Consider the following 21,068-nt stretch of genomic DNA (forward strand, 5'->3'; position numbering starts at 1 on the left):
ATGAATCCCGTGAAAACCCTCCGCTTGACGTTGGCCGCCGCTCTGCTGACCGCTGGCACCCTGGCCGCTAACTCTGCGCAAGCCCAGGCCCCGCTCAAAATTGGCTACACCAGCGTGCAGTATGTGCTGAGCCAGATGCCCGAGAGCAAGCAAATTGAATCGAGCCTGAAGACCTACAACGAACAGTTGGCGGCCCAGATGAAGAGCAAGTACACCGAGTACCAGGGCAAGCTGGACGCTTACCAGAAGAGCGCCAACACAATGACCGACGTGGTGAAGGCCGACAAAGAGAAGGAGCTGACCGGCTTGCAGCAGTCCATCCAGGAGTTCCAGCGCAGCGCCGAGCAGTCGTTGCAACAGAAGCAGCAAAGCTTGCTGCGCCCGGCCCTCGACAAGCTGCAAAAGACAATTGACGAAGTGGCCACCGAAAACGGCTACACCTACGTGCTGAATTCGGACGGTGACACCCCGACGCTGTTGCACGGCCCCAAAGAAGGGGATATTTCGGAAATTGTACTGAAGAAAATGGGTATTACGCCCACCGCCCCGGCCCCGCTGAAAGCGGGCCCGACTACGGGCGCTGGCGCCATGCCAGCCGCTCCCGCAGCTCCTACCCCCGGCGTGAACAAGACCAAAACCAAAAGCAAGAAGTAAGCAACTTGTGCTTGCAAATGCGAAAGGCCAGGGCGCAAGTCCTGGCCTTTTTGTTGAAATATTTTTCTGCTGCTATGAGCGAAGCCGAACAGGGCCCCGAAATTGACGCCGACGATTCTGAAGGTGGCGACGAATTATACGAGCATCACCGCATTGTGGTGGACCGTGGCCAGGAGTTGTTGCGCATCGATAAGTTTCTGCTGCACCGGCTGGGTAATACCTCGCGCAACAAAGTGCAGGAGGCCATCCGGGCCGAAGCCGTGCAGGTGAACGGCCGGGTAGTGAAGCCCAACTACCGCATCAAGCCCTTAGACACCATCACGGTGACGCTGCCCGAGCCGCCGCGCACAGGCAAGGTACTGCCCGAGCCCATGGACCTGGACATTCCCTACGAGGATGACGACTTGCTCATCGTCAATAAGCCGGCGGGGATAGTAGTGCACCCTGCCTTTGGGCATTGGGAGGGCACGCTCGTTAATGGCCTGGCCCATCACTTGGCCAATCTGCCCACGGGCCGCAACGGCGAAGTTCGCCCGGGCCTGGTGCACCGCATCGATAAAGACACGTCGGGGCTGCTGGTGATTGGCAAGACGGAATTTGCCATGACGCATCTCTCGTTGCAATTCTTCCACCATACCATTCGGCGGCGTTACTTGGCCTTGGTGTGGGGCACACCCAAGGAGGCCAAGGGCGCCGTTCGGGGCCACATTGGGCGGAGCGTGCGTGACCGCAAAGTGCAAGCCGTGTACCCGGGCGGCGAGCAGGGAAAAGCGGCCGTCACGCACTACGAAGTGCTGCGCAGCTACGGGCCCGTAACGCTCATTAGCTGCGTGCTCGAAACCGGCCGCACCCATCAGATAAGGGCCCACATGCAGTATCTGGGCCACCCGCTGTTTAACGATGCTACCTACGGGGGAAACCGCATTCGGACGGGGCCCAATACGGCTAGCTACCGTGCCTTTGTTGAAAATACCTTTCAGTTGCTTCCGCGGCAGGCCTTGCACGCCCAATCGCTGGGCTTTGTGCAGCCTGCTACAGGGCAAGAACTCTTGTTTGAAGCGGAGCTGCCCGCTGATTTTGCCGCTGCGCTAGCCAAGTGGGAGGCATACGCCGCGCAGCAGCAGCCAAACGCTTATTAAGTAAGCAAAAGGGGCCCCGTCGCAATATTGCGACGGGGCCCCTTTTGCTTGTAACTAACCGAAAAATCTACTTTTTTCTAACGGTAGTAGTTTTCTTAGTAGTCGTAGTACGGGGCTTGGTATTGATGATGTCCAACGCGTTCTTAGCCTCTTTGTTAGCCGGGTCGACTACCAGCACTTGCTGGAAATAAGTGCTGGCACCGGCTTTATTGTTTTTTACCTGCAATTCGTACACCCCAAGGTAGTAGTTTGATTCAATCAAGCCGTTACGGAATTTAGCAGGGTCGGCACCTTCCGCCTTTGAAAGCTCAACGTAATGCTCGTAGTACGGCTTGGCCAAGCCTTTCTTCGAATCTGGATCCAGGTTGTTATTCGTACGGGCCCGGGCTAGTACGCCAGGGCCATAAGTTGGCTTAGCCGTCAGAATAACGTTGTACACGCTGTCAGCCTGGGTGTATTTTTTAGCATTATCATATGCCGAGGCCAAGCGGAATACGTCCGTCAAATCACTCTTATCCGTGCTGGCGGCAATTTTCGACTTGTAGATGCCAATAGCCGAGGAGTAGTCCTTTTTGGTGGTATAAGCCGTGGCCAAGGCGTCTTGCAGATCTGCTTTCTTGGCAGGGTCAGTCGTGGCGGTAATAGCTTTTTGTAGCACCGCAATGCCTTCATCGGCCCGGCCAGCCCGCGCTAAAATACGGCCCTGGTAAGAATAATCCTCGGGGATAATCTTGCTGGCCGGTGCTATTTTCATATACGAATCCATGGCCGTAGCGGCTCCAGCGTAATCGTTGGTTTCGTACAGCAAATACGCTTTCAAACGATTCATGGTAACGTTATTCGGGTCGCTTTGCAGCGCGGTGTTTACTGCTGTCAGGGCCTCCGGGTACTTTTTCGTCAAGTACAAGAAAGAAGCATACTGCGCATCGGTGCGTGGCGACTTTTCCGACAGCTCCACGTACTTCTGAAACGTGCTCAGCGCTTGGTCGTACTGGCCTGCGTAGTAGTACATATCGGCCAGCTCGCGGTAAGCAGGGGCGTAGCTCGGATCTAGCTCAACGGCTTTGTTGAGGTTGGTACGCGCCTCGTTGTAGTTGCGGGCACGCACGTTCAGCACACCTTTCTCGTAATAAGCCGGCGCGTAGCTGGGATTGGCCGCAATGGCCTGGTCAAAGCTGTTCATGGCTTCGCCACCGCCTTGCTCGGTGTTCATGTACATTTCGCCCCGGGCCAGCATCAGTACCGGATCTACCTTGCCTTTGTTCGCAACCTGGGCACTGTTGACAAATGTCACGGCTTTATCGACGCTTTTTACATCGTCTGCCTCCGCGTAGGCTTGGGCAATCATGGTCAATACCTTGGCGTCTTTGTTCTTAGTAGCTTTCGCTGCTGCGTCAAACTGCGCACCGGCCGGGGCTATTTGGCCTTTGGCCAGCAAAGCACGGCCGGCAGCAACCTGGCCAAAAGGCGAAGAGCCGCTCGCTTTATTAAAGTAGAAAGCTGCCGAATCGGGCATATCCCGGAACTGGTAAATACGGCCTAGTTCAAAAGCATTCTCCGGCGTGCTGCCTTGGCCCAACGCGGCCTTGGCCTCGTTGTAGCGTTCGTGCTGAATTAAGGTTTGCACATTGTTGGTTTGGGCGGTGGCCGCCGTAGTACCGGCTACCAAGGCGGCGGCAGCGAGCAGGGGCTGTTTCCAGGGCTTGAAACTCATTGGAGGGGGAATAGTGAAAAAAGAAGAATTAATAAATTTACGCAGAATGGTAACTACCGTTTGGGAGTGGTCACGACCCGCGCCTGCATCTGGGCGGGCAACAGCCCGGATTTTTGAAAAATCAACTGGCCGTTTTTGCCTGCCACAAACGAAGCAAACCCACTACCCAATCCGGTGCGGGCCTCCCGGCTGATGATGTACAGGTTGCGGCGCAAAGGATAATTTTGGAGCTCAGGGTACTTGGCTAGTTGCTCCGGCGTCTTCTGGGCCAGGTTAACTTGGTAGGGTTGGATGTAATCATCGGGCTGTGGGTTGGGCCGGGCCGTGATGCTGGCCACGCGCACCTTCTGAAGAAATTTCATGGCCGCCGGGTCATCGTGGTCAGAAATCCAATTCACCCCTATTACGCCAATTGCGTTAGGATGATTCGCCACGTAGTCCAGCAAGGCCGGATTTGACGAAGCAGCGAATACCCGCGTCGTCAGCGGGGCCCCCTTTGTCAACGAGTCGCGCACAAAGCGGGCAGTACTGCTGCGGTTGGCATCAAAAACAACGTTAATATCACCCAGCTTTTTTTGGTTGCTGACTTGGCTCCAGGTCTTGTTCTTGCCGGTAAAGATGTCGCGCAATTGATTAATCGTCAACAACGAGTCCGGGTTAGATGGATGCAAAACGATGGCCAAACCATCGATGCCAATGCGCGTAGTGCGGGGCACGATGGTTTGCTTGACAAAGGAGGCAATCTCTTCCGCGTTTAGTTCGCGGGCAACCACGGCCACCTTCACCTTGTCGTTCAGGAGGTCCACCATCACGTTTTCTTCCGGCTCAAACCGCAACTTGACGTGCGCCTCGGGGTACAGCTTGCTAAACGTATCAACCTGTGCTTGCAGAATGGGCGCAAACGTTTCGTCAACTGCTACCGCCACGTTGCCACTGGTGGCGGTATCAGTGCCACCGGCTCCGTTGTTCGACTGGCAGCCAGCTAACAATAACCAGCCGCCGGCCAGTACGGTAAGGAAGTGAGCGGGCTTAACCATTGGAATGTTCATCGGTGTCGGGGGGTGGAGAAGGGCGGAGGGTAGCTCGATAGCTTCGCATAAAACGTACCAAACCATAGATGATAAAAACCAGCCCCAGCAGCCGTAAACGGTTGCCAGTGAGGCCAATTTGAGCAAAGTGCATGGTAACCGGGCTGGCGGGCTGGCTAACCGTCCAAGCCAGCCAAGCCCCCATGCCCGCGTATACTAGCGACATAAAAAGCGTGAAGTAGCGCGCTATATGCCGCGGCGACCGGCCCAGGCGCTCTTCAGTGGTGAGTATGTTAAGCATCAAGCAAATTGGAAACGGCCCCAAAAGCCAGTTAAGGATCAGTTAAAACCGTTCTGTCTTGCCAAATGGTTCGGCCGGGGCCCCATGCGCTGGGCAACTAATGTGCAAAAAACTAAAAACTGCTATTATAAATTATTGCCGGAACTCCAAAGTCATTCAGTATCGGCCATGATATGCAAAAACCCCGGCCGGGCCATGGCTCCGTCCGGGGTTTTACAAGATGTTGCGAGTACAAACCGCAACGAAAATTACTGAATTTTGAAAGTAATCGGCACCGTAAAGGATACGCTCACGGCCCGGCCGTTCTGCTTGCCTGGAATAAATTTAGGCAAGGTCTTCACTGCTCGAATCGTTTCCTCGTCCAAGCCAGAGCCTAGCCCTTTTACCACTTTCACGTCGGAAACGTTACCCTCGGCATTCACCGTAAAGCTTACGAAAATCCGGCCTTCAACCCCATTGTTCTGGGCCATGCGGGGATATTTGACAGACTTCTGGATGGCTACCACGATAGCGGCGTTACCACCACCGCCGGGAAGTTGGGGCATCTGCTCCACGTACTGGTACACCTTGGTGTCCACTACTTCTGCTACCACTTTGTCACCATCCCCCGAAAGTTCAGACAAATCCTGGGTATCGGTGTTGCCTTTTACAGTCACCGTAGCTACAGTCTTATCTTTCAAATCCTCTTGGTCCGGCACATCCTCCTGTTTCACTTCGTTATCCTTCTTGATCACGGGGGGGGTGAACTTGATGGTTGTGAGCTTGGGAGGAGGGGGTGGGGGGGCCTCAGGCGGCGGCGGCGGGGGTGGGGGCTTGGTATCGTCCAGCGGCGGAGCGTCCATCAACACGTTTTCCGTGAGGTTTTTTTTCACCTCCTCTTTCGGCTGACGGTCTTTAATGTACTGCGCGATGAGCGGGAAGGATACCAGCAGCACCAACAGCGCCGTCGCAATAATCAACGACCGGGTAACGTTGCGCTGATAGAGTTGGCGCAGCACGTAAGCGCCGTAGCTTTTGTTGCGGCCCTCAAATACGATGTCGTCCAAGCTGGCCTGGGCAATTTGTGCAGAGTTCATCATAGCCCGGATTTCTTAATAAGGTCTTGATCGGACTTGGCGACTTTCACCAAAGCGTATTTCCGCTGGTTGGTGATGTTCATCTCGTCGAGGATATCCACCATGTTCTTATATACGGCTTTATCATCGGGCTTGATGAGAATTACCGTCTTGGGCTGTACCCGCTGGCGGTCCAGAATAACCTGGCGGATGCCATTGGGACCGTAATTGGTTACTTTTAGATCAGCCGGGGCCTCGGCAGTATTCATTCCAGCGTAATAATACACCTTATTATTTTCGCCCATAATAATGGTGAAGGCCTCCGATTCCTTAAGCTTAGTTTGCTCGTCCTCGTTTTTCTCCTTTACCGGCATGGTCAACTGCATCACGTTGGGTTTAGCAAACGTGGTAGTGAGCATGAAGAAGGTGAGAAGCAAAAAGGCCAAATCCACCATCGGTGTCATATCGATTTTGGTCGACATTTTTTTGGCCCGCTTTTTCCCGCCTTTGCCACCGGAATCGGCTTTTCCTTGTATTTCTGCCATGATTTCTAGTTAGATACTAGTGGGTGGATTGCTGGGTAAACCACTTTATTTGGTCACCACTGGCTTGTTCTCCAAGTCAGTAATGAGATTGAAGCGGTTAATGTCCTTCTCCTGCAGCACTTTGATTACTTGCTGCACTGTCTGTACATCGGCATCGCCATCGCCCTTTATGGCAATAAACGTCTGCTTCTTGTACAGCGCTAAGTTGGCTTTGCGGGCCTCCATCACCCAGTCGATGAGCTGGTTGTTGAGGGAATCCATGGGAATACCGGCCTCGGTTTTAGCAACGGCCTTGCGCTGGTCAGCGTCCATGCTTAGCAACGAACCGAGCTGGCCGATGGGCACGCCAAAGTTGGTCAGGTTCCCGAAAGCCTTGGCTTGCGATGCATTAAAGGTGACACCATATTTGGCCCCCACTTTTTGCAGCGTTGCTACCTTGGCTTTATCGTCGTCTAGGCCGAAGAATACGCGCTTGTTCTTGTCTATCGTCAGTGTAATAACGTTGCTTTCCGGCAGTTTAATTTCCGACGTCGACGAAGGAGTATCTACCACGACGGTTTCTTCAGGGGCAAACTTGGTAGTCAGCATGAAGAACGTCACCAACAGAAAAGCCAGGTCCACCATCGGCGTCATGTCCAGCGACGGCGAGGTGCGGTGCGGTTTTACTTTAGGCATTGTGCGGTGGGGTTAAAAAAGGAATGCCGTAGTAAACGGCATTCCCTATGTTTTAGTGCGTCAGTAAAGACGACAGCTTAGACGTTGGCAGGCTGCTGCGTCGAGGTGTGCTGGCCGAAGGTCTGCACAATGCTGAAGCCGGCTTCGTCAATGCTGTAGGTCAACTCGTCAATCTTGCTGGTGAAGTAGTTGTAGGCAATGATGGCCAAAGCCGAAGTGCCGATGCCGAAAGCCGTGTTGATCAGCGCTTCCGAGATACCGTTGGCCAGTTTCACAGCGTCAGGCGAACCGGCTTGGGCCAGGGCCGAGAAGGCGCTGATCATACCGAACACCGTGCCGAGCAGACCCGTCAGCGTGGCTACCGAAGCAATGGTGGAGATAATCACCAGGTTCTTTTCCAGCATTGGCAATTCGAGGGCAGTGGTTTCCTCAATTTCTTTCTGGATGGCCAATACCTTCTGGTCGTTGTTCATGCCACGCTCGGTCACCATTTCCTTGTACTTCAACAAGCCGGCTTTTACTACGTTGGCTACCGAACCTTTCTGCTGATCGCAGGCGACAATTGCACCGTTGATGTCGTTGCTGTTCAGCTTCTGGCGTACGGTGCGCACAAAACCTTCGATGCTCTTCGTGCCTTTAGCTCTCGAGATGGTCAATAGGCGCTCAATCGAGAAAGTGATAACGCATAAGAACATCGTAATCAGGATTGGTACGATGTTACCGCCGCTGTACACTGTGCCCAGCATGTTGCCCGGAAGGGGCGCGTTGGTGTTGACACCGCCTTGGAAGTTACTACCGTTGCCGAGGACAAATTTGAAGATGACGTAGGCGACGACGAAGGCCAGGATAATGACGATTACGGAGAACAGCGAGGCACCCCCGCTGCTTTTCTCGGCGGCCTCGGCCTTAGGAGCGGCCGGGGTGGTGGGCCGGGGGCTTGTGTTCAGGGCATTTTTCTGTTCCATTATTCCGAAAGGTTTGGGTTGGGGGGTTGGGAAGAAATAAAAATTAAAGGAAAAAAAAGAAAAAAGCTAAGACAGGCTAAACAAAAAAAGAAGAGCGGCCCTGCCTGAGCCAGCCTAGGGATTGGATGCCCCGGAACGGAGGCCAGAAGAGAAAGAACTGACGCTAGAAGTAAGTCAAACGATAATTCAGTTGGACAAACCTAACCAAAATCTTTGGCGCAGCCAAAGAAAAAACCGTTTGAGCAGCCTTACAGCAATCGATTGAGGTGTGCAAGAAAGCTATTTTTTTGCGGAAGAAGCAATAGCTGGGGCCGCCAGCTGGCGTTTTGCTGCTTCCCAATACTCGTTCATCTGGGTTAAAGACAAATCTGCCAACCGGTGGCCATCGGCTGCCGTAGCCCCTTCAAGGTGCTGAAAGCGACTGATAAACTTGCGGTTGGTGCGCTCTAAGGCCTCTTCGGGATTGATGCCGGCGAAGCGGGCAAAGTTGACAAGTGAAAATAAAAGGTCACCAAATTCATCGGCGGCGCGCTCGGCCTGCATTTTTTCGGGCTGCCCGTGGCTGTACTCGTCGCCAAACTCGCCCAACTCTTCTTGCACCTTGGCCCATACCTGGGCCGGATCGTCCCAATCGAATCCGGCGCCGCGCGCTTTTTCCTGAATGCGCATGGCTTTGACGAGGGCGGGCAACGAGACGGGCACGCCGCTCAGTACGCCGGCATTGCCTTTTTCTTGCAGCTTGAGCTGCTCCCAATTGCGCTTCACGGCGGACTCATCGGTGGCTTGGGCGTCGCCGTAAACGTGCGGGTGGCGAAAGATGAGCTTTTCGCATTGGGCATTGAGAACGTCGGCGATATCGAACGCTTCCTGCTCGGCGGCAATGCGGGCGTAGAAGAGCAGGTGCAGCATCACATCGCCCAGTTCTTTCTTCAAGTCGGGCAGGTCGTCGCGCAAAATGGCGTCGCTGATTTCGTACGTTTCCTCGATGGTGAGGTGGCGCAGGCTCTGCAATGTCTGTTTTTTGTCCCAAGGGCATTCGGTGCGCAGGCGGTCGAGCACGTCGAGCAAGCGGCCGAAAGCTGCCAATTGGGCCGGGCGGCGGGTGGGGCCCAGCGGGGCCCCAGGGGCAGGCGGGTGGTTTTCCATCGTTTCAAAGATAGACCGAACCGGACCCAACCCGGCGCAGTTGCGTATTTTTGGCTCCCTTTACATTCCTGTTCCGTGACTCTCATTAAATCTATCTCCGGCATTCGCGGCACCATCGGTGGGCCGGTTGGCCAAGGCCTCACTCCCCTCGACGTCGTGAAGTATGCCGCTGCCTACGGCACCTGGGTCATGACGCAGCCCACGGCGGCGCGCATAGTTGTTATCGGTCGCGACGCCCGTATTTCGGGCCCCATGGTGAGCCAGCTCGTGGCCGCCACCCTGCAAGGCCTTGGCCTCGACGTAGTGGATTTGGGCCTGAGCACCACGCCCACCGTGGAAATGGCGGTGACTGCCAAGCAGGCGGCCGGTGGCATCATCCTCACCGCCTCGCACAACCCCAAGCAGTGGAACGCGCTGAAGCTACTCAATGCCGACGGCGAGTTTTTGTCCGACGCCGCGGGGCAGCAGGTGCTGGCCTTGGCCGAAAGCGAAGCTTTTGACTTTGCGCCCGTTGGCAAGCTGGGGCAGTACACCACCGATGATGAGTTCCTAGCCCAGCACATTGCGGCGGTGGTGGCGCTGCCGCTGGTGGACGTGGACGCCGTGCGGGCCCGCAACTTCCGGGTGGTGGTGGACGCCGTGAACTCATCGGGCGGATTTGCGGTGCCGCAGCTGCTGGCGGCCTTGGGCGTGACGACGGTAGAGAAGCTGCACTGTGAGCCCACGGGCGACTTTGCCCACAACCCCGAGCCGCTGCCCGAGCACTTGCGCGACATTGCTAAGGTGCTGGAAAAAGGCTCGTTTGACCTGGGTATTGTGGTGGATCCCGATGTGGACCGCCTGGCTCTGGTAAGCGAAAACGGCGAGATGTTTGGCGAAGAATACACGCTGGTGGCCGTGGCCGACTACGTGCTGGGGGCCCTAGGCGGCGGCAACACCGTGAGCAACCTAAGCAGCACCCGGGCCCTGCGCGACGTGACCGAGCGGCACAGGGGGCAGTATGCCGCCGCTGCCGTGGGCGAAGTGAACGTGGTGACCAAGATGAAGGAAACCGGGGCCGTAATTGGGGGTGAGGGCAACGGGGGCATTATTTATCCCGAGCTGCACTACGGGCGCGATGCGCTGGTGGGCATTGCGCTGTTCCTGACGCACTTGGCAAAATCTGGTCTCACCGCTTCTCGGTTGCGGGCCTCCTACCCGAGTTATTTTATCTCCAAGAATAAGATTGAATTAACCCCGGAAATCGACACCGATGAGGTGCTGGTGCAAATGGAAAAGCGCTACGCCAAACAGCCGGTGAACACCATTGACGGCGTGAAAATTGAGTTTGACAAGGAATGGGTGCACCTGCGCAAATCCAACACCGAGCCCATTATTCGCATTTATGCCGAGTCGGATTCGAATAGTACGGCCGACCACCTGGCGCAAAAAATTATTGCTGACATTAAGGAAATTATTGCCGTAAAAGCTTAAAACCAGTGAACAGTTAGTAGCGAGTAGTTAACAGCTATCGGTGAGAATTCCGGCAGCTGTGCCATCCCGCAACAATTGCCAACTGTTCACTGCTAACTGTTCATTGAAAAATAGATGCACGCCTACTTCGACAACGCCGCCACCACGCCCCTCGACCCCGAAGTGCTGGAGGCCATGCTGCCCTTCCTGAGCCAACACTACGGCAACCCCAGCAGCTTGCACGGGCCGGGGCGCCAGGTGCGCGCCGCCATCGAAAACGCGCGCAAAACGGTGGCCCACCTGCTGGGTGCGGCGCCGGCTGAGATTTCCTTCACCAGCGGCGGCACTGAGGCCAACAACGCGGCCATTTTCGGCAGCGTGCGGGCCCTGGGTTTGCGCCACGCCGTCACCTCGCCCCTGGAGCACCATGCGGTGCTGCACCCGCTGCAAGCCCTGGCCAAAGCCGGCGATATCGAGCTGAGCTACGTGCGCCACGACGCCCAGGGCCGCTTCGACCTGGCTCACCTTGATGAGCTAATAGCCACGCACCCGCGCAGCCTGGTGAGCCTGATGCACGGCAACAACGAAATCGGTAACCTGAACGACATCGAAGCCCTGGGGGCCCTGTGCGCTGGGCACGACGCCATTTTCCACACCGATACGGTGCAGACGATGGGCCACTACCGGCACAACGTGCAGGCGTTGCAAAACCATTTCCTGGTGGGCGCAGCGCATAAGTTCCACGGCCCCAAAGGGGTAGGGTTTCTGTACACCCGGCCGGGCACGCAGTCGGTGCCGTTCATCCACGGCGGCTCGCAGGAGCGCAACGTGCGGGCGGGCACCGAAAACGTGTACGGTATCGTGGGTTTGGCCAAGGCCCTGGAAATTGCTTACCGCGACATGGGGGCCCACCGCACCTACGTGCAAGGGTTGAAAGATCGTTTCATCGAGCAATTGCGGGCCCAGGTGGCCGACGTGCAGTTCAACGGCTGCTCGGCCGACGCCAACTGTAGCCTCTACACGGTGCTCAGCGTGAGCATGCCACCGTCGGCCATCAGCGAGATGCTGCTCTTTAACCTGGACATTAGTAAGATAGCGGCCTCTGGCGGCTCGGCTTGCACCAGCGGGGCTCAGGCGGGCTCGCACGTGCTGGAGGCCCTGCGCACCGACCCCGACCGGGCCACGGTGCGTTTCTCTCTCAGTAAAATGAACACCGCCGACGAGGTAGACTACGCCGTGGCGCACTTGGCCAAGTTGTACCAGCCGGTAACCGTTTAAGCTCATTTATAGGATCCTAGCCGACAAAAAACTCCCTGGGAAACAATGTTTTCCAGGGAGTTTTTTGTCGGCTTATCCAGCGAAGCGGCCTAGTTTACCATTAGAGCAGTATTCAAGCTGGTGTACGGACCGGCTGACCCGCCGCCGTTTGTTTTCCCTGATGATAAGCAATCGGCCGGCTGAAAAAACCGGCCGACCGGTAGTAACCAGGCTCTGTACACTGACCTGGAAGCTGATTTAGGGCGCCAGCACTACACGGGCTGTGCGAACGGCTCCAGGTAGTTGTACCCGCAACAAATAAAAGCCCTTAGGGAGGCCTTGTGTATCAAGTGCGTGCGTACTGCCGTTGGCAGAAGGCGCGTAATGGCGGGCCAATTGGCCAGTGGCACTAATCAAATCAACGCTGGTAGAAACCTCACCCGTGGGGAGGATAAACGCCAGAGAGCCGTGCGCGGGGTTCGGGAAAACTTGCAGCGCCGTGCTAGTAGGCTTTTCCACCGCAACGGCCAGCGCCGTGCCCGTGGACCTAACGGCTTTTACCAGCGAATAAGTTAATTGCCCGTCGGGGTACCGTAGGGCCAGGCGGTAATAAGCCAAGCCCAACAGGGGTGTGGCATCGGTAGTGCGGTAGGTAGCACCCGCCGCCTGGACGGTGGCATCCTGCGTTTGGATAGTGGCCCAGTTGGCACGGGTGCTGCTGCGCTGTACTTCAAACGAAGCAGCGCCGAGTTCAGAAGCGGTCGTCCAGTCTAGCCGCACGGCATTGCTGGCAGCAGTGGCTTCGAAGCTGGCGAGTGTAATCGGCAGGGCCCCGGGTAGGCTCACGGCATCGCCGCGCGAGCAGCCAAATGCCCCGTATGATTTACCTAAATAATTGCCCGTCAGGTGGTCAATCTGATAAATAATGCCGTCCTGAGCCGAAATAGCGTACACGTTGTGGCGGTTATCTGTAAATAGGGCGCCAATGTTTTGGGTGCCTGGGGCGCCCGAAGCACCAGGGATGGGCACGGCCACTGCTGTAGTGCGGGCCACGGGCTGGGTAGCGGGGTTGGCAATGGTCAGGAAATGGTTGGACGTGCCGATGTAAGCCACTAGCTCGTCGCGGTCAGTGTTGTACACCCAATCCTGAAAGCCACCGTCGGGGACGGGGGCCGTGCCCATGCTGTTGAGATAGTGCTCTGCGTTGGCCTGGTAAGTAGCCGTTAGGGCCGCCGAGGATGCATCGGAAAGGTCTACTTGGTGCCAGCTGGGGCTTAAGGCAGCGGTGGTAGCCGGTGCCGTGGCTAGTCCCGCTAACAACAATAGGCCAACGTGTAAATGCACATCAGCCAAGCGGTACGTACGAGCCACGCCGTCGTAGAAAACCCGGCACGTTACTCCGGCCAGGTAATAGTTAGAACTTGCATCGCCATCGCCCACAAAATCGAGCACGAGCGACATATCCCGGTAAATTTCGGTAGGCCTCGGGGCTGATTGGCCTGTGGTAGGCACGAGCGGGGCTGCCACGGGCCCCAAACCAGTAGCAGCTGCTGTGGCCACGTCGATGCGGAAGAGCGTGGGCGAAACCGCATTGCCAGAAACAAGTAGGGAGGGGTCCAGGGGCTTTGATTGCAGGCCGTAAATCACGGTTGTGTTGGCAGCATCATAGCCCAAAGCATTAATTACGAGTCCTTGCCCTCCTTCGTTGACTGTGCCGACTGGAACCAAAGCCCCAGTGGTTACTATTGATTGTAGCGTAGAGTAATTGTTAGCACTGCCTGGGCATGGAGATGTAACAGCGTAGCTATTGGTGGGGAGTTGGGCCAGCAGTCGGATGCTGCTTGTTAAAAATAAGATTATTATTATAGCTGCTTTCATGTTAATAAGTGGCGATGAATATTAATATGCTTCTACAGACACTAATTTACTATAAATTCCTTTGTGGATTAATCCGGCCGAAAAATTAAATTGTATTAATTTGATAATGCTTTTAATTCAAATTTTAAAAGTGGAGTTAGCCTTCTAATTGTATAGTTTTTTGGTCGTTAACTGATTTTTTATATTTTATCAGCTCACTGCGGGTGCAAAAGCAGGTTGTAAGGCTCCAAAAGCTTTAGAATAGTGCGCGTAGTTAGCCAACCCCAGCGGCTGGTTTGCGTTTTTTGCGTTGAAGGTCTCGCAATCCTCCCCCAACCCTTCTGCTACCGTGGCCGAAATCCCTATTCAACGCAAGAAAAAACCGCTGAGCCCCTGGCTGCTGGTGGCCTTGGCCGCCCTGGCCCTCACGCTCGGCGCGTACTGGTACCTGCGCCCCGCGCCGGCCGACGAGCCCACCCCGCCGGCCACCGAAGCCCCCGCCGCACCAGTTCCGGCCGTGCCCGCCGATTCGTTGGGGCCCGATACCACGGCCACTGGCTTGGCCGCCGCGCCCGATTCGAGCACCACCCGGGGCCACCTGCTGCTACTGGTGCCGCAGCTCTCGGCGCTGGCCGACCGTGCCGACCTGCACGACGACCCCACGGTGCGCGAGCAGCGCGACAACCTGACCAGCGCCACCGCCCGCCTGGCCAACGGCGACGCTCAGGCCAGCCTGCGCCCGGGCCTCGTGGCGGCCGCCAACCTGCTCCGCGCCGTTCAGCAGCGCGCGTATCCGGCGCTTGGCGAGGAGGCCGCGCGCTTGGTGCAGCAGGCCGGGCAGCTGTCCGGCCGCGACGATACCGCCGACGAGCAGCGGCAGAACCACGCCTTTCTGCAAGCCGCCGGGGCCCTGCTAGCAGCTGAAAATACTCCGCCCGCTTCCTGATTCTTTGTATGGAACCCGTAATCAACTTGCGCCGCCTGCGCGATTTGCCCGATTTTGAAGTGGCCGATGGCTACCCCGACGTGCGCGGCTGGGCCGTGCGCGGAGCCACCGGCACGGCCTTAGGTACCGTGTCGGAGCTGCTCGTCGATGCCGACGCTGAGCAGGTGCGCTACCTCGACGCCCAGCTTACTGGGGCCCCGGGGCCCAAGCGGGTGCTGCTGCCGTTGCGCTTGGCGGTACTCGATGCCGAAGCGTGCAGCGTGTTCATCCCGTCGCTCACCGACGCGGCCGTGGCGGCTTACCCTGTTTATGCTGAGGAGCTGCTGACGCCTTCCTACGCCGCGGCCATGCACCAGGCGCTGGGCGAGGCGCTATAGATGGAAAAAATGTGCCCAAAAAAAGGCCGCTCCCGGAAGGGAGCGGCCTTTTTTAATTCCGGTAAAAAACCGAAATTATTTTTTAACCTCGGTCGTGGTGGTCGTGGTGGTGCCGGCAGCGGGGGCATCCATTTTGCCCGCGTTGTCTTTGATGGCATCGGCAGTAGCTTCGCCAGCTTTTTTGGTCGAATCAGCGGCGGCTTCCATGCCAGCGGCTTTGGCATCGGCCGAAGCTTCCACGGCATCGCCTTCTTTCTTAACGGCTGCTTCTTGCTTGCTACCGCACGAGGTGAACGAGAGGGAAGCAGCAGCCAGAGCGAGGAACAGTACGTTTTTCATCTTGAAAGAAAAGTTAGGTAAGGGTGAAATTTTGCGTTGATGAATGCGGCAGGCCAGTAGGCCAGATTCGACGCTTTATACCCCGGGGCCCAAAAGGTAACCTTCTGTATAGAAAAAATTATTTCTTGCGGAATACGATGCCAATCGGCACGCCCTTGAAGTCGAAATGCTCGCGCATCCGGTTCTCGAGGTAGCGGGCGTAGCTGTCTTGCACGTACTGCGGTAGGTTGCAGAAGAAGGCAAACACCGGGTTGTGCGTGGGCAGCTGCGTCACGTACTTGATGCGCACCAGCTTGCCCTTGAGGGCGGGCGGCGGATAGCGCTCAATCTCCTTCAGCATCACGTCGTTGAGCTGTGAGGTCGGGATTTTGCGGCGCTTGTTCTCGAATACCTCCACGGCCGTTTCGATGGCCTTGTGCACGCGCTGCTTCGTGAGCACCGAGATGAATACGATGGGCGGGTAGGCAATGGGGGCCAGCTTGGAGTATATCTTCTCCTCAAACTCCTTAGTGGTGTTCGTTTCCTTGTTTTCTACCAGGTCCCACTTATTCACCAGAATCACGACGCCCTTGCGGTTCTTGTCGGCCAGGCCAATGATGTTCACGTCCTGCGATTCGATGCCGCGGGTGGCGTCGATGAGCACCACGCACACGTCGCACTCTTCCAGGGCCCTGAGGCTGCGCATGTTAGCGTAGAACTCGATGTCCTCGCTCACCTTGGCCTTGCGGCGCAGGCCGGCCGTGTCCACCAGGATGAAGTCGTGGCCGAACACGTTGTAGCGGGTCGAAATGGCGTCGCGCGTGGTGCCGGCAATGTCGGTCACAATGCTACGGTCGGTGCCCAGCAGCAGGTTCACGAAGCTGGACTTGCCCACGTTGGGGCGGCCCACCACGGCAATTTTCGGCACGCCCGAATCGGGCTCTTCCTCGCCGGCTTCCGGGAAGTGGCGCACCACTTCGTCGAGCAGCTCGCCCGTGCCGTGGCCGTTGGCGCTGCTGATGGCGAAGATTTCGCCGTCGCCCATACCCAGGGCGTAGAACTCGCCGCTGGCGTGGGCCCGGGCGTTGGTATCGGCCTTGTTGGCCACCAGCAATATGGGCTTCTTGCCGAGGTAGGGCCGCAGCACCTGCGCAAACTCCTCGTCGAGCCCGTGGACGCCGGCGTCAGCGTCCACCATGAACAGGACCACGTCGGCCTCGTCGATGGCCAGCTTCACCTGCTTGCGGATTTCACCCTCGAAAATATCGTCCGACCCGTGCACGTAGCCGCCGGTGTCAATCACGACGAAGTTCTTGCCGATCCAGTCGCCGTGGCCGTAGTGGCGGTCGCGCGTCACGCCGCTCTCGTTGTCCATGATGGCCTTGCGCTGGCCCACGAGGCGGTTAAATAGGGTGGATTTGCCCACGTTGGGCCGCCCCACAATGGCGATGGTATTACTCATAAAAATGGGGGCCCCAGCCGCCGGCCCAACCAGTTTCGGCAGTACCCGGGGTGATTAAATTGAAGAATGGTCGGAGGTTTTTTTAGGGTATGAAGGCGGGCGGGTACGAGGGTAGGAGGGGTGGTGAAATAAAACCTCCTGCCATCCTACCCTCACGCCCTACGTGCTACTGGTACCCGAACCGGCTCAGGGCCTTGGGGTCGGTGCGCCAGTTCTCGTTCACTTTTACGTGCATTTCGAGGAAGACTTTTTTATTAAAAAACTTCTCCATGTCCTCGCGGGCCCAGGTGCCCACTTTCTTCAGGGCCTCGCCTCCTTTGCCGATGACGATGCCCTTCTGGCTGGCGCGCTCCACGTAGATGACGCCGCGGATGTGGATGATGTTTTCCTCCTCCTTAAACTCCTCGACGGTGACTTCGCAGCTGTACGGAATCTCCTTTTTGTAGAGCTTGAAGATTTTTTCGCGCACCATTTCGGCGGCGAAAAAGCGCTCCGGCTTGTCGGTCAGCTCGTCTTTGGGGTAGTATTCGGGATGCACAGGCAGCTTTTCGAGCACCGATTCCAGCACCCGCTCGGTGCCGAAAGCGTTGAGGGCCGAGATGGGCAGCACCTCGGTGGCGTTGGGCAGCTGCTCCTGCCAGTAGGCCAGCTTGGCTTCCACGGAGGCCTGGTCGGCCTGGTCTATTTTGTTGACCAAGAGGATGATGGGCGTATCCACCATTTTGCGCAGGCGCTCCACTACGGGCTCCTCGTCGTACTTCTCGTAGATGTCGGTGACGAACAGCACCACGTCGGCGTCTTCCAGCGACGAGTACACGAACGACATCATGGCGTTGTGCAGCTCATATTTGGGCTGGATGATGCCGGGCGTGTCGGAGTAGATAAGCTGAAAATCGGCCCCGTTGAGGATGCCGAGGATGCGGTGGCGGGTGGTCTGGGCCTTGCTCGTGACGATGCTGAGCCGCTCGCCCACCAGGGCATTCATCAGCGTCGACTTGCCCACGTTGGGCTTGCCGATGATGCTTACAAAGCCGGCCCGGTGGGGCTTAAGTTCGGGATTCACAGATGGATAGATTTGATAATGAGGGCGCAAAGGTACGGCTTCCTTTAGCTATTAGCTATTAGCTGCTAGCTATTAGCTTTTTTTGCTGTTAACTCTGAGCCGAAACGCCACGTTTTTGGTTAAATGAGAAGTTTCCACAAAACAGGCCGCCAGCCGGTAGCAGTTAGCTTCACAAAAAACTAACTGTTACCAGCCAACAGCTAACAGCTTAAAAAAAAATGCCTACCTCCGCCCGCCGCATCGGCATTCTACTAGTCAACCTCGGCACGCCCGACTCGCCCGAAACCAGCGACGTGCGCCGCTACCTCAACGAATTTCTCACCGACGGCCGCGTGGTGGACATGCCGGCCGCTATCCGCTACCCGTTGTTTCAGGGGCTGGTGGTGCCGCTCCGGGCCCCTAAGTCGGCGAAGATTTACAAGGAGCTGTGGACGGACCGCGGCTCGCCGCTGCTCTTCCACGGCCTCGATCTGAAAGAGAAAGTGCAGGAAGCGCTGGGCGATGGCTACGTGGTGGCCTTTGGGATGCGCTACCAGAAGCCGGGCGTGGCCGGGGCCCTGGAGGAGCTGCGTGCCGCCAACGTGGAGCGCATCGTGGTGCTGCCGCTGTTTCCGCAGTACGCCTCGGCAAGCACCGGCTCGGTGCAGGAAAAGGTGATGGACCTCGTGAAGGACTGGTGGATTGTGCCCAGCATCAGCTTCATCAGTCAGTTTGCAACTGAGCCGGGCTTTATTGCCTCCATCGTAGCGCGCGGCCGGGCCGAGATGGACAAGCAGCACTACGACCACGTGGTACTCAGCTACCACGGCATTCCGGAGCGCCATATCAAAAAAGGCGACCCCACCAACTACTGCCGCTTCGGCAGCTGCTGCGATACGCTCACCGACCAGAACCAGTACTGCTACCGCGCTCAGTGCTTCGCCACTTCGCGCCTGATAGCGGTGGGCCTGGGCCTGGGGCCCGAGCAGTACACCGTCAGCTTCCAGAGCCGCCTGCAAAGCCGCCTGCGCGACCCCTGGCTGCAACCCTACACCGACGAGGTGCTGAAGGAATTCCCCGCCAAAGGCATTAAGAACGTGCTGGCCTTTAGCCCCGCTTTCGTGGCCGACTGCTTGGAAACGACCATTGAAGTAGGCGAAGAATTCAAGGAATTATTCGAGGAAGCCGGCGGCGAGCACTGGCACCTAGTGCCTTCGCTGAACTCGGAGCCGCAGTGGGTGGAGGCCGTGGCCGACATGCTCCGCCGGCATTAGGGCCCCGGCTCCGGCCGTTGCTATAATATGGAAGGGGGCCCCACAGCTGGTGTGGGGCCCCCTTTCGTTTGGGCTAATTCAAGCGGCGCTGCAACAGGCTGTCTACGATTTCAAAGAGCCGGCGCGGCTCCAGGGTGCGCCAGGGCAGGTCGTCGAGTTGTCCCCCGAAATTCACGTAGTTATCCACATTATACTGGTGCATTTCGCGCTGCACGTGGTCCTGGAAGTTCACGCCGGCAATCCAGCCGTCCTCCACGTCCTCAAACCACTCGGCGTAGTAGTCGTCCTCGGCGCCATGGAAGTTGAATACGTTCTCGCCGATGAGGATGAATTTGCGGATACCCTCGGCCACGAGCGGGTCCACGATGTGGCGCTTGAGGTGCATCACGTCGTTCTCGATGGCGTCGTTCCACTCGCCGATAAACTCGATAACGGCCACGCCGTCTTCATAATCCGCAAACAGAATTTTGAGGAACAGCGTGTCCGATTCCATGCTATCCCATTGCGGGTGAATGAGGTAGCCGTAAATATTGTTGGTGAATAATTCCAGGCTGTTCTCGGCCCCGAAGAGCGGCGAGTGGGGGTCTTCGGCGGCCGAATACTGGTCAATCCAGTTATAGAAAGGCTCGATGGTGTGCATGGCAAAGCGGGGTAGAAAGCAAGGTAGAAACGTGCCAGGGCGCATTCGGTTCAGTCGGACCGGCTGAAATTTGGTCTTTTTCTCCCAACGCCAGGCGGGCGTTTCCGCGTTCCGGCCCGCGCCTAGGCCGGGCCTGGGGCCCCCAGCGCGGCCCGCACGCTGCCATAGCGGGCCAGCAGCGCGGCCGCCTCGGGCCGGGCAATGCCCAGCTCGTCCATTAGCATGCGCTGGCCGCGCTCCACCAGCTTCTCGTTGGAGAGCTGCATGTCCACCATTTTATTGCCCTTCACCCGGCCCAGGCGAATGAACGTGGCCGTGGTGAGCATGTTGAGCGCCAGCTTCTGGGCCGTGCCGGCCTTGAGGCGCGTGCTGCCAGTGACGAACTCGGGGCCCGTCATGACTTCCACCGGAAACTCGGCCGCCGCCGCCACGCCCGAGCCGGCGTTGCACACGATGCAGCCCGTGGCCAGGCCCGCCGCGCGCGCTGCCTCCAGGCCCCCAATCACGTAGGGTGTGCGGCCCGAGGCGGCCAGGCCCACCAGCACGTCTTTCGCATTGGCGCCGTGGGCCTGCAAATCGACCCACGCCTGGGTAGCGTTATCCTCCGCGCCCTCCACGGCCTGGCGGATGGCGCCGTCGCCCCCGGCCATAATTCCCACCACCAGCCCGGCCGGCACGCCGAACGTGGGCGGGCACTCTGAGGCGTCCACCACGCCCAGCCGCCCGCTGGTGCCCGCCCCGATGTAGAAGAGGCGCCCGCCGGCTTGTAGCCGGGCCACGGTGGCTTCCACCAGGGCCCCTAGCTGCGGCAGGGCCCGGGCCACGGCCAGCGGCACGGTCTGGTCGAGGCGGTTCATGCCGGCCAGCAGTTCGGCGGTGGGTAGCGTTTCGAGGTTGGTAAATTCGGATGGCGCTTCGGTGGTCATCATGGCAAAAAGCTATTTCAGGAGGCCAATAACAGGGAAATTGTCGAACACATTGGCGTTATGCGGGGCGTCTTTGTCGAGCTCGGGCGTCAGGTCCTGGCCGGCCCAGTGCTCGTAGTGGTTGCCGCGCTGCCACAGCCGCGAGCGGCCCACGTCGTAGATGCGACCCTGGTAGGCCACCCAAATCTCGTCGCGGTCCTGGCCGTTGCGCAGGGCCAGTTGGCCGCGGGTGTATTCGGGGAGCATGCGTGGGGAAAGTAGTTAGGCGGCCGGAGGCGGCGCTGGGGACCAAAAT

General features: G+C 57.7%; 21 protein-coding genes. 7 read left to right on the top strand and 14 right to left on the bottom strand.

Features of this window, described 5'->3' with window-relative positions:
• Positions 1-654: an OmpH/Skp family outer membrane protein gene (locus tag DDQ68_RS18225; protein ID WP_109657582.1), complete on the top strand. Its 654-nt coding sequence runs from the start codon at positions 1-3 to the stop codon at positions 652-654.
• A gap of 74 nt (positions 655-728) precedes the next feature.
• Positions 729-1,793 (top strand): RluA family pseudouridine synthase, encoded by a 1,065-nt coding sequence (locus DDQ68_RS18230; RefSeq protein ID WP_109657583.1) that lies wholly within the window; start codon positions 729-731, stop codon positions 1,791-1,793.
• 67 nt (positions 1,794-1,860) lie between these two features.
• On the opposite strand, the gene DDQ68_RS18235 is transcribed toward DDQ68_RS18230, so the two are convergent.
• The 7 genes from DDQ68_RS18235 to mazG form a co-directional block, all read right to left on the bottom strand.
• Complete coding sequence (locus tag DDQ68_RS18235) at positions 1,861-3,507, bottom strand: tetratricopeptide repeat protein (protein ID WP_109657584.1); 1,647 nt, start codon at positions 3,505-3,507, stop codon at positions 1,861-1,863.
• Between the two features lie 53 nt (positions 3,508-3,560).
• A complete protein-coding gene (locus DDQ68_RS18240) occupies positions 3,561-4,556 on the bottom strand; it encodes a PstS family phosphate ABC transporter substrate-binding protein (protein WP_245897100.1) in 996 nt (331 codons plus the stop codon).
• 528 nt (positions 4,557-5,084) lie between these two features.
• The gene (locus DDQ68_RS18245; RefSeq protein ID WP_245897101.1) at positions 5,085-5,915 is read right to left on the bottom strand and encodes an energy transducer TonB; all 831 of its coding nucleotides are present in this window, start codon (positions 5,913-5,915) and stop codon (positions 5,085-5,087) included.
• On the bottom strand, positions 5,912-6,373 hold the full coding sequence (locus tag DDQ68_RS18250) for an ExbD/TolR family protein (RefSeq protein WP_342767413.1): 462 nt from the start codon (positions 6,371-6,373) through the stop codon (positions 5,912-5,914). Before DDQ68_RS18250 ends, DDQ68_RS18245 begins: the two co-directional genes overlap by 4 nt.
• Before the next feature lie 108 nt (positions 6,374-6,481).
• On the bottom strand, positions 6,482-7,111 hold the full coding sequence (locus DDQ68_RS18255) for an ExbD/TolR family protein (RefSeq protein WP_109657587.1): 630 nt from the start codon (positions 7,109-7,111) through the stop codon (positions 6,482-6,484).
• Positions 7,112-7,188: 77 nt separating this feature from the next.
• A complete protein-coding gene (locus tag DDQ68_RS18260; RefSeq protein WP_109657588.1) occupies positions 7,189-8,076 on the bottom strand; it encodes a MotA/TolQ/ExbB proton channel family protein in 888 nt (295 codons plus the stop codon).
• Between the two features lie 279 nt (positions 8,077-8,355).
• Positions 8,356-9,222 (bottom strand): nucleoside triphosphate pyrophosphohydrolase, encoded by an 867-nt coding sequence (mazG, locus tag DDQ68_RS18265; protein WP_109657589.1) that lies wholly within the window; start codon positions 9,220-9,222, stop codon positions 8,356-8,358.
• 75 nt (positions 9,223-9,297) lie between these two features.
• Here mazG and glmM point away from each other — a divergent pair, with 75 nt between their 5' ends.
• Positions 9,298-10,695 carry a phosphoglucosamine mutase gene (glmM, locus tag DDQ68_RS18270; RefSeq protein WP_109657590.1) on the top strand — a complete coding sequence of 466 codons (1,398 nt, stop codon included), beginning with the start codon at positions 9,298-9,300 and terminating at the stop codon, positions 10,693-10,695.
• 114 nt (positions 10,696-10,809) lie between these two features.
• Positions 10,810-11,952 (top strand): cysteine desulfurase family protein, encoded by a 1,143-nt coding sequence (locus tag DDQ68_RS18275; RefSeq protein ID WP_109657591.1) that lies wholly within the window; start codon positions 10,810-10,812, stop codon positions 11,950-11,952.
• Positions 11,953-12,189: 237 nt separating this feature from the next.
• Here the strand turns inward: DDQ68_RS18275 and DDQ68_RS18280 are convergent, their stop codons facing one another.
• Positions 12,190-13,392: a T9SS type A sorting domain-containing protein gene (locus DDQ68_RS18280; RefSeq protein WP_162550235.1), complete on the bottom strand. Its 1,203-nt coding sequence runs from the start codon at positions 13,390-13,392 to the stop codon at positions 12,190-12,192.
• A gap of 745 nt (positions 13,393-14,137) precedes the next feature.
• Here DDQ68_RS18280 and DDQ68_RS18285 point away from each other — a divergent pair.
• Positions 14,138-14,734 carry a hypothetical protein gene (locus DDQ68_RS18285; protein WP_162550236.1) on the top strand — a complete coding sequence of 199 codons (597 nt, stop codon included), beginning with the start codon at positions 14,138-14,140 and terminating at the stop codon, positions 14,732-14,734.
• Positions 14,735-14,742: 8 nt separating this feature from the next.
• The gene (locus tag DDQ68_RS18290; protein ID WP_109657594.1) at positions 14,743-15,111 is read left to right on the top strand and encodes a PRC-barrel domain-containing protein; all 369 of its coding nucleotides are present in this window, start codon (positions 14,743-14,745) and stop codon (positions 15,109-15,111) included.
• A gap of 75 nt (positions 15,112-15,186) precedes the next feature.
• On the opposite strand, the gene DDQ68_RS18295 is transcribed toward DDQ68_RS18290, so the two are convergent.
• From DDQ68_RS18295 to era, 3 genes are all read right to left on the bottom strand, one after another.
• On the bottom strand, positions 15,187-15,450 hold the full coding sequence (locus tag DDQ68_RS18295) for a hypothetical protein (protein ID WP_109657595.1): 264 nt from the start codon (positions 15,448-15,450) through the stop codon (positions 15,187-15,189).
• Positions 15,451-15,568: 118 nt separating this feature from the next.
• Complete coding sequence (gene der, locus DDQ68_RS18300) at positions 15,569-16,891, bottom strand: ribosome biogenesis GTPase Der (protein WP_109657596.1); 1,323 nt, start codon at positions 16,889-16,891, stop codon at positions 15,569-15,571.
• 166 nt (positions 16,892-17,057) lie between these two features.
• Positions 17,058-17,954 carry a GTPase Era gene (era, locus tag DDQ68_RS18305; protein ID WP_109657597.1) on the bottom strand — a complete coding sequence of 299 codons (897 nt, stop codon included), beginning with the start codon at positions 17,952-17,954 and terminating at the stop codon, positions 17,058-17,060.
• A 218-nt stretch (positions 17,955-18,172) separates the two neighbouring features.
• On the opposite strand from era, the gene hemH reads away from it, so the two are divergent.
• Complete coding sequence (hemH, locus tag DDQ68_RS18310) at positions 18,173-19,207, top strand: ferrochelatase (RefSeq protein WP_109657598.1); 1,035 nt, start codon at positions 18,173-18,175, stop codon at positions 19,205-19,207.
• A 73-nt stretch (positions 19,208-19,280) separates the two neighbouring features.
• On the opposite strand, the gene DDQ68_RS18315 is transcribed toward hemH, so the two are convergent.
• The 3 genes from DDQ68_RS18315 to DDQ68_RS18325 form a co-directional block, all read right to left on the bottom strand.
• Positions 19,281-19,847 carry a hypothetical protein gene (locus tag DDQ68_RS18315; protein ID WP_109657599.1) on the bottom strand — a complete coding sequence of 189 codons (567 nt, stop codon included), beginning with the start codon at positions 19,845-19,847 and terminating at the stop codon, positions 19,281-19,283.
• Positions 19,848-19,969: 122 nt separating this feature from the next.
• Entirely contained in the window at positions 19,970-20,773 is an 804-nt protein-coding gene (gene murQ, locus DDQ68_RS18320) for an N-acetylmuramic acid 6-phosphate etherase (RefSeq protein WP_109657600.1), read from the bottom strand.
• 12 nt (positions 20,774-20,785) lie between these two features.
• Positions 20,786-21,019, bottom strand: coding sequence for a cytochrome b5 domain-containing protein (locus DDQ68_RS18325; RefSeq protein ID WP_109657601.1), 234 nt, complete (start codon positions 21,017-21,019; stop codon positions 20,786-20,788).
• Positions 21,020-21,068 lie beyond the last annotated feature (49 nt).

The sequence above is a fragment of the Hymenobacter nivis genome (genome assembly GCF_003149515.1).
In the GTDB taxonomy this organism is placed as follows: Bacteria; Bacteroidota; Bacteroidia; order Cytophagales; family Hymenobacteraceae; genus Hymenobacter; species Hymenobacter nivis.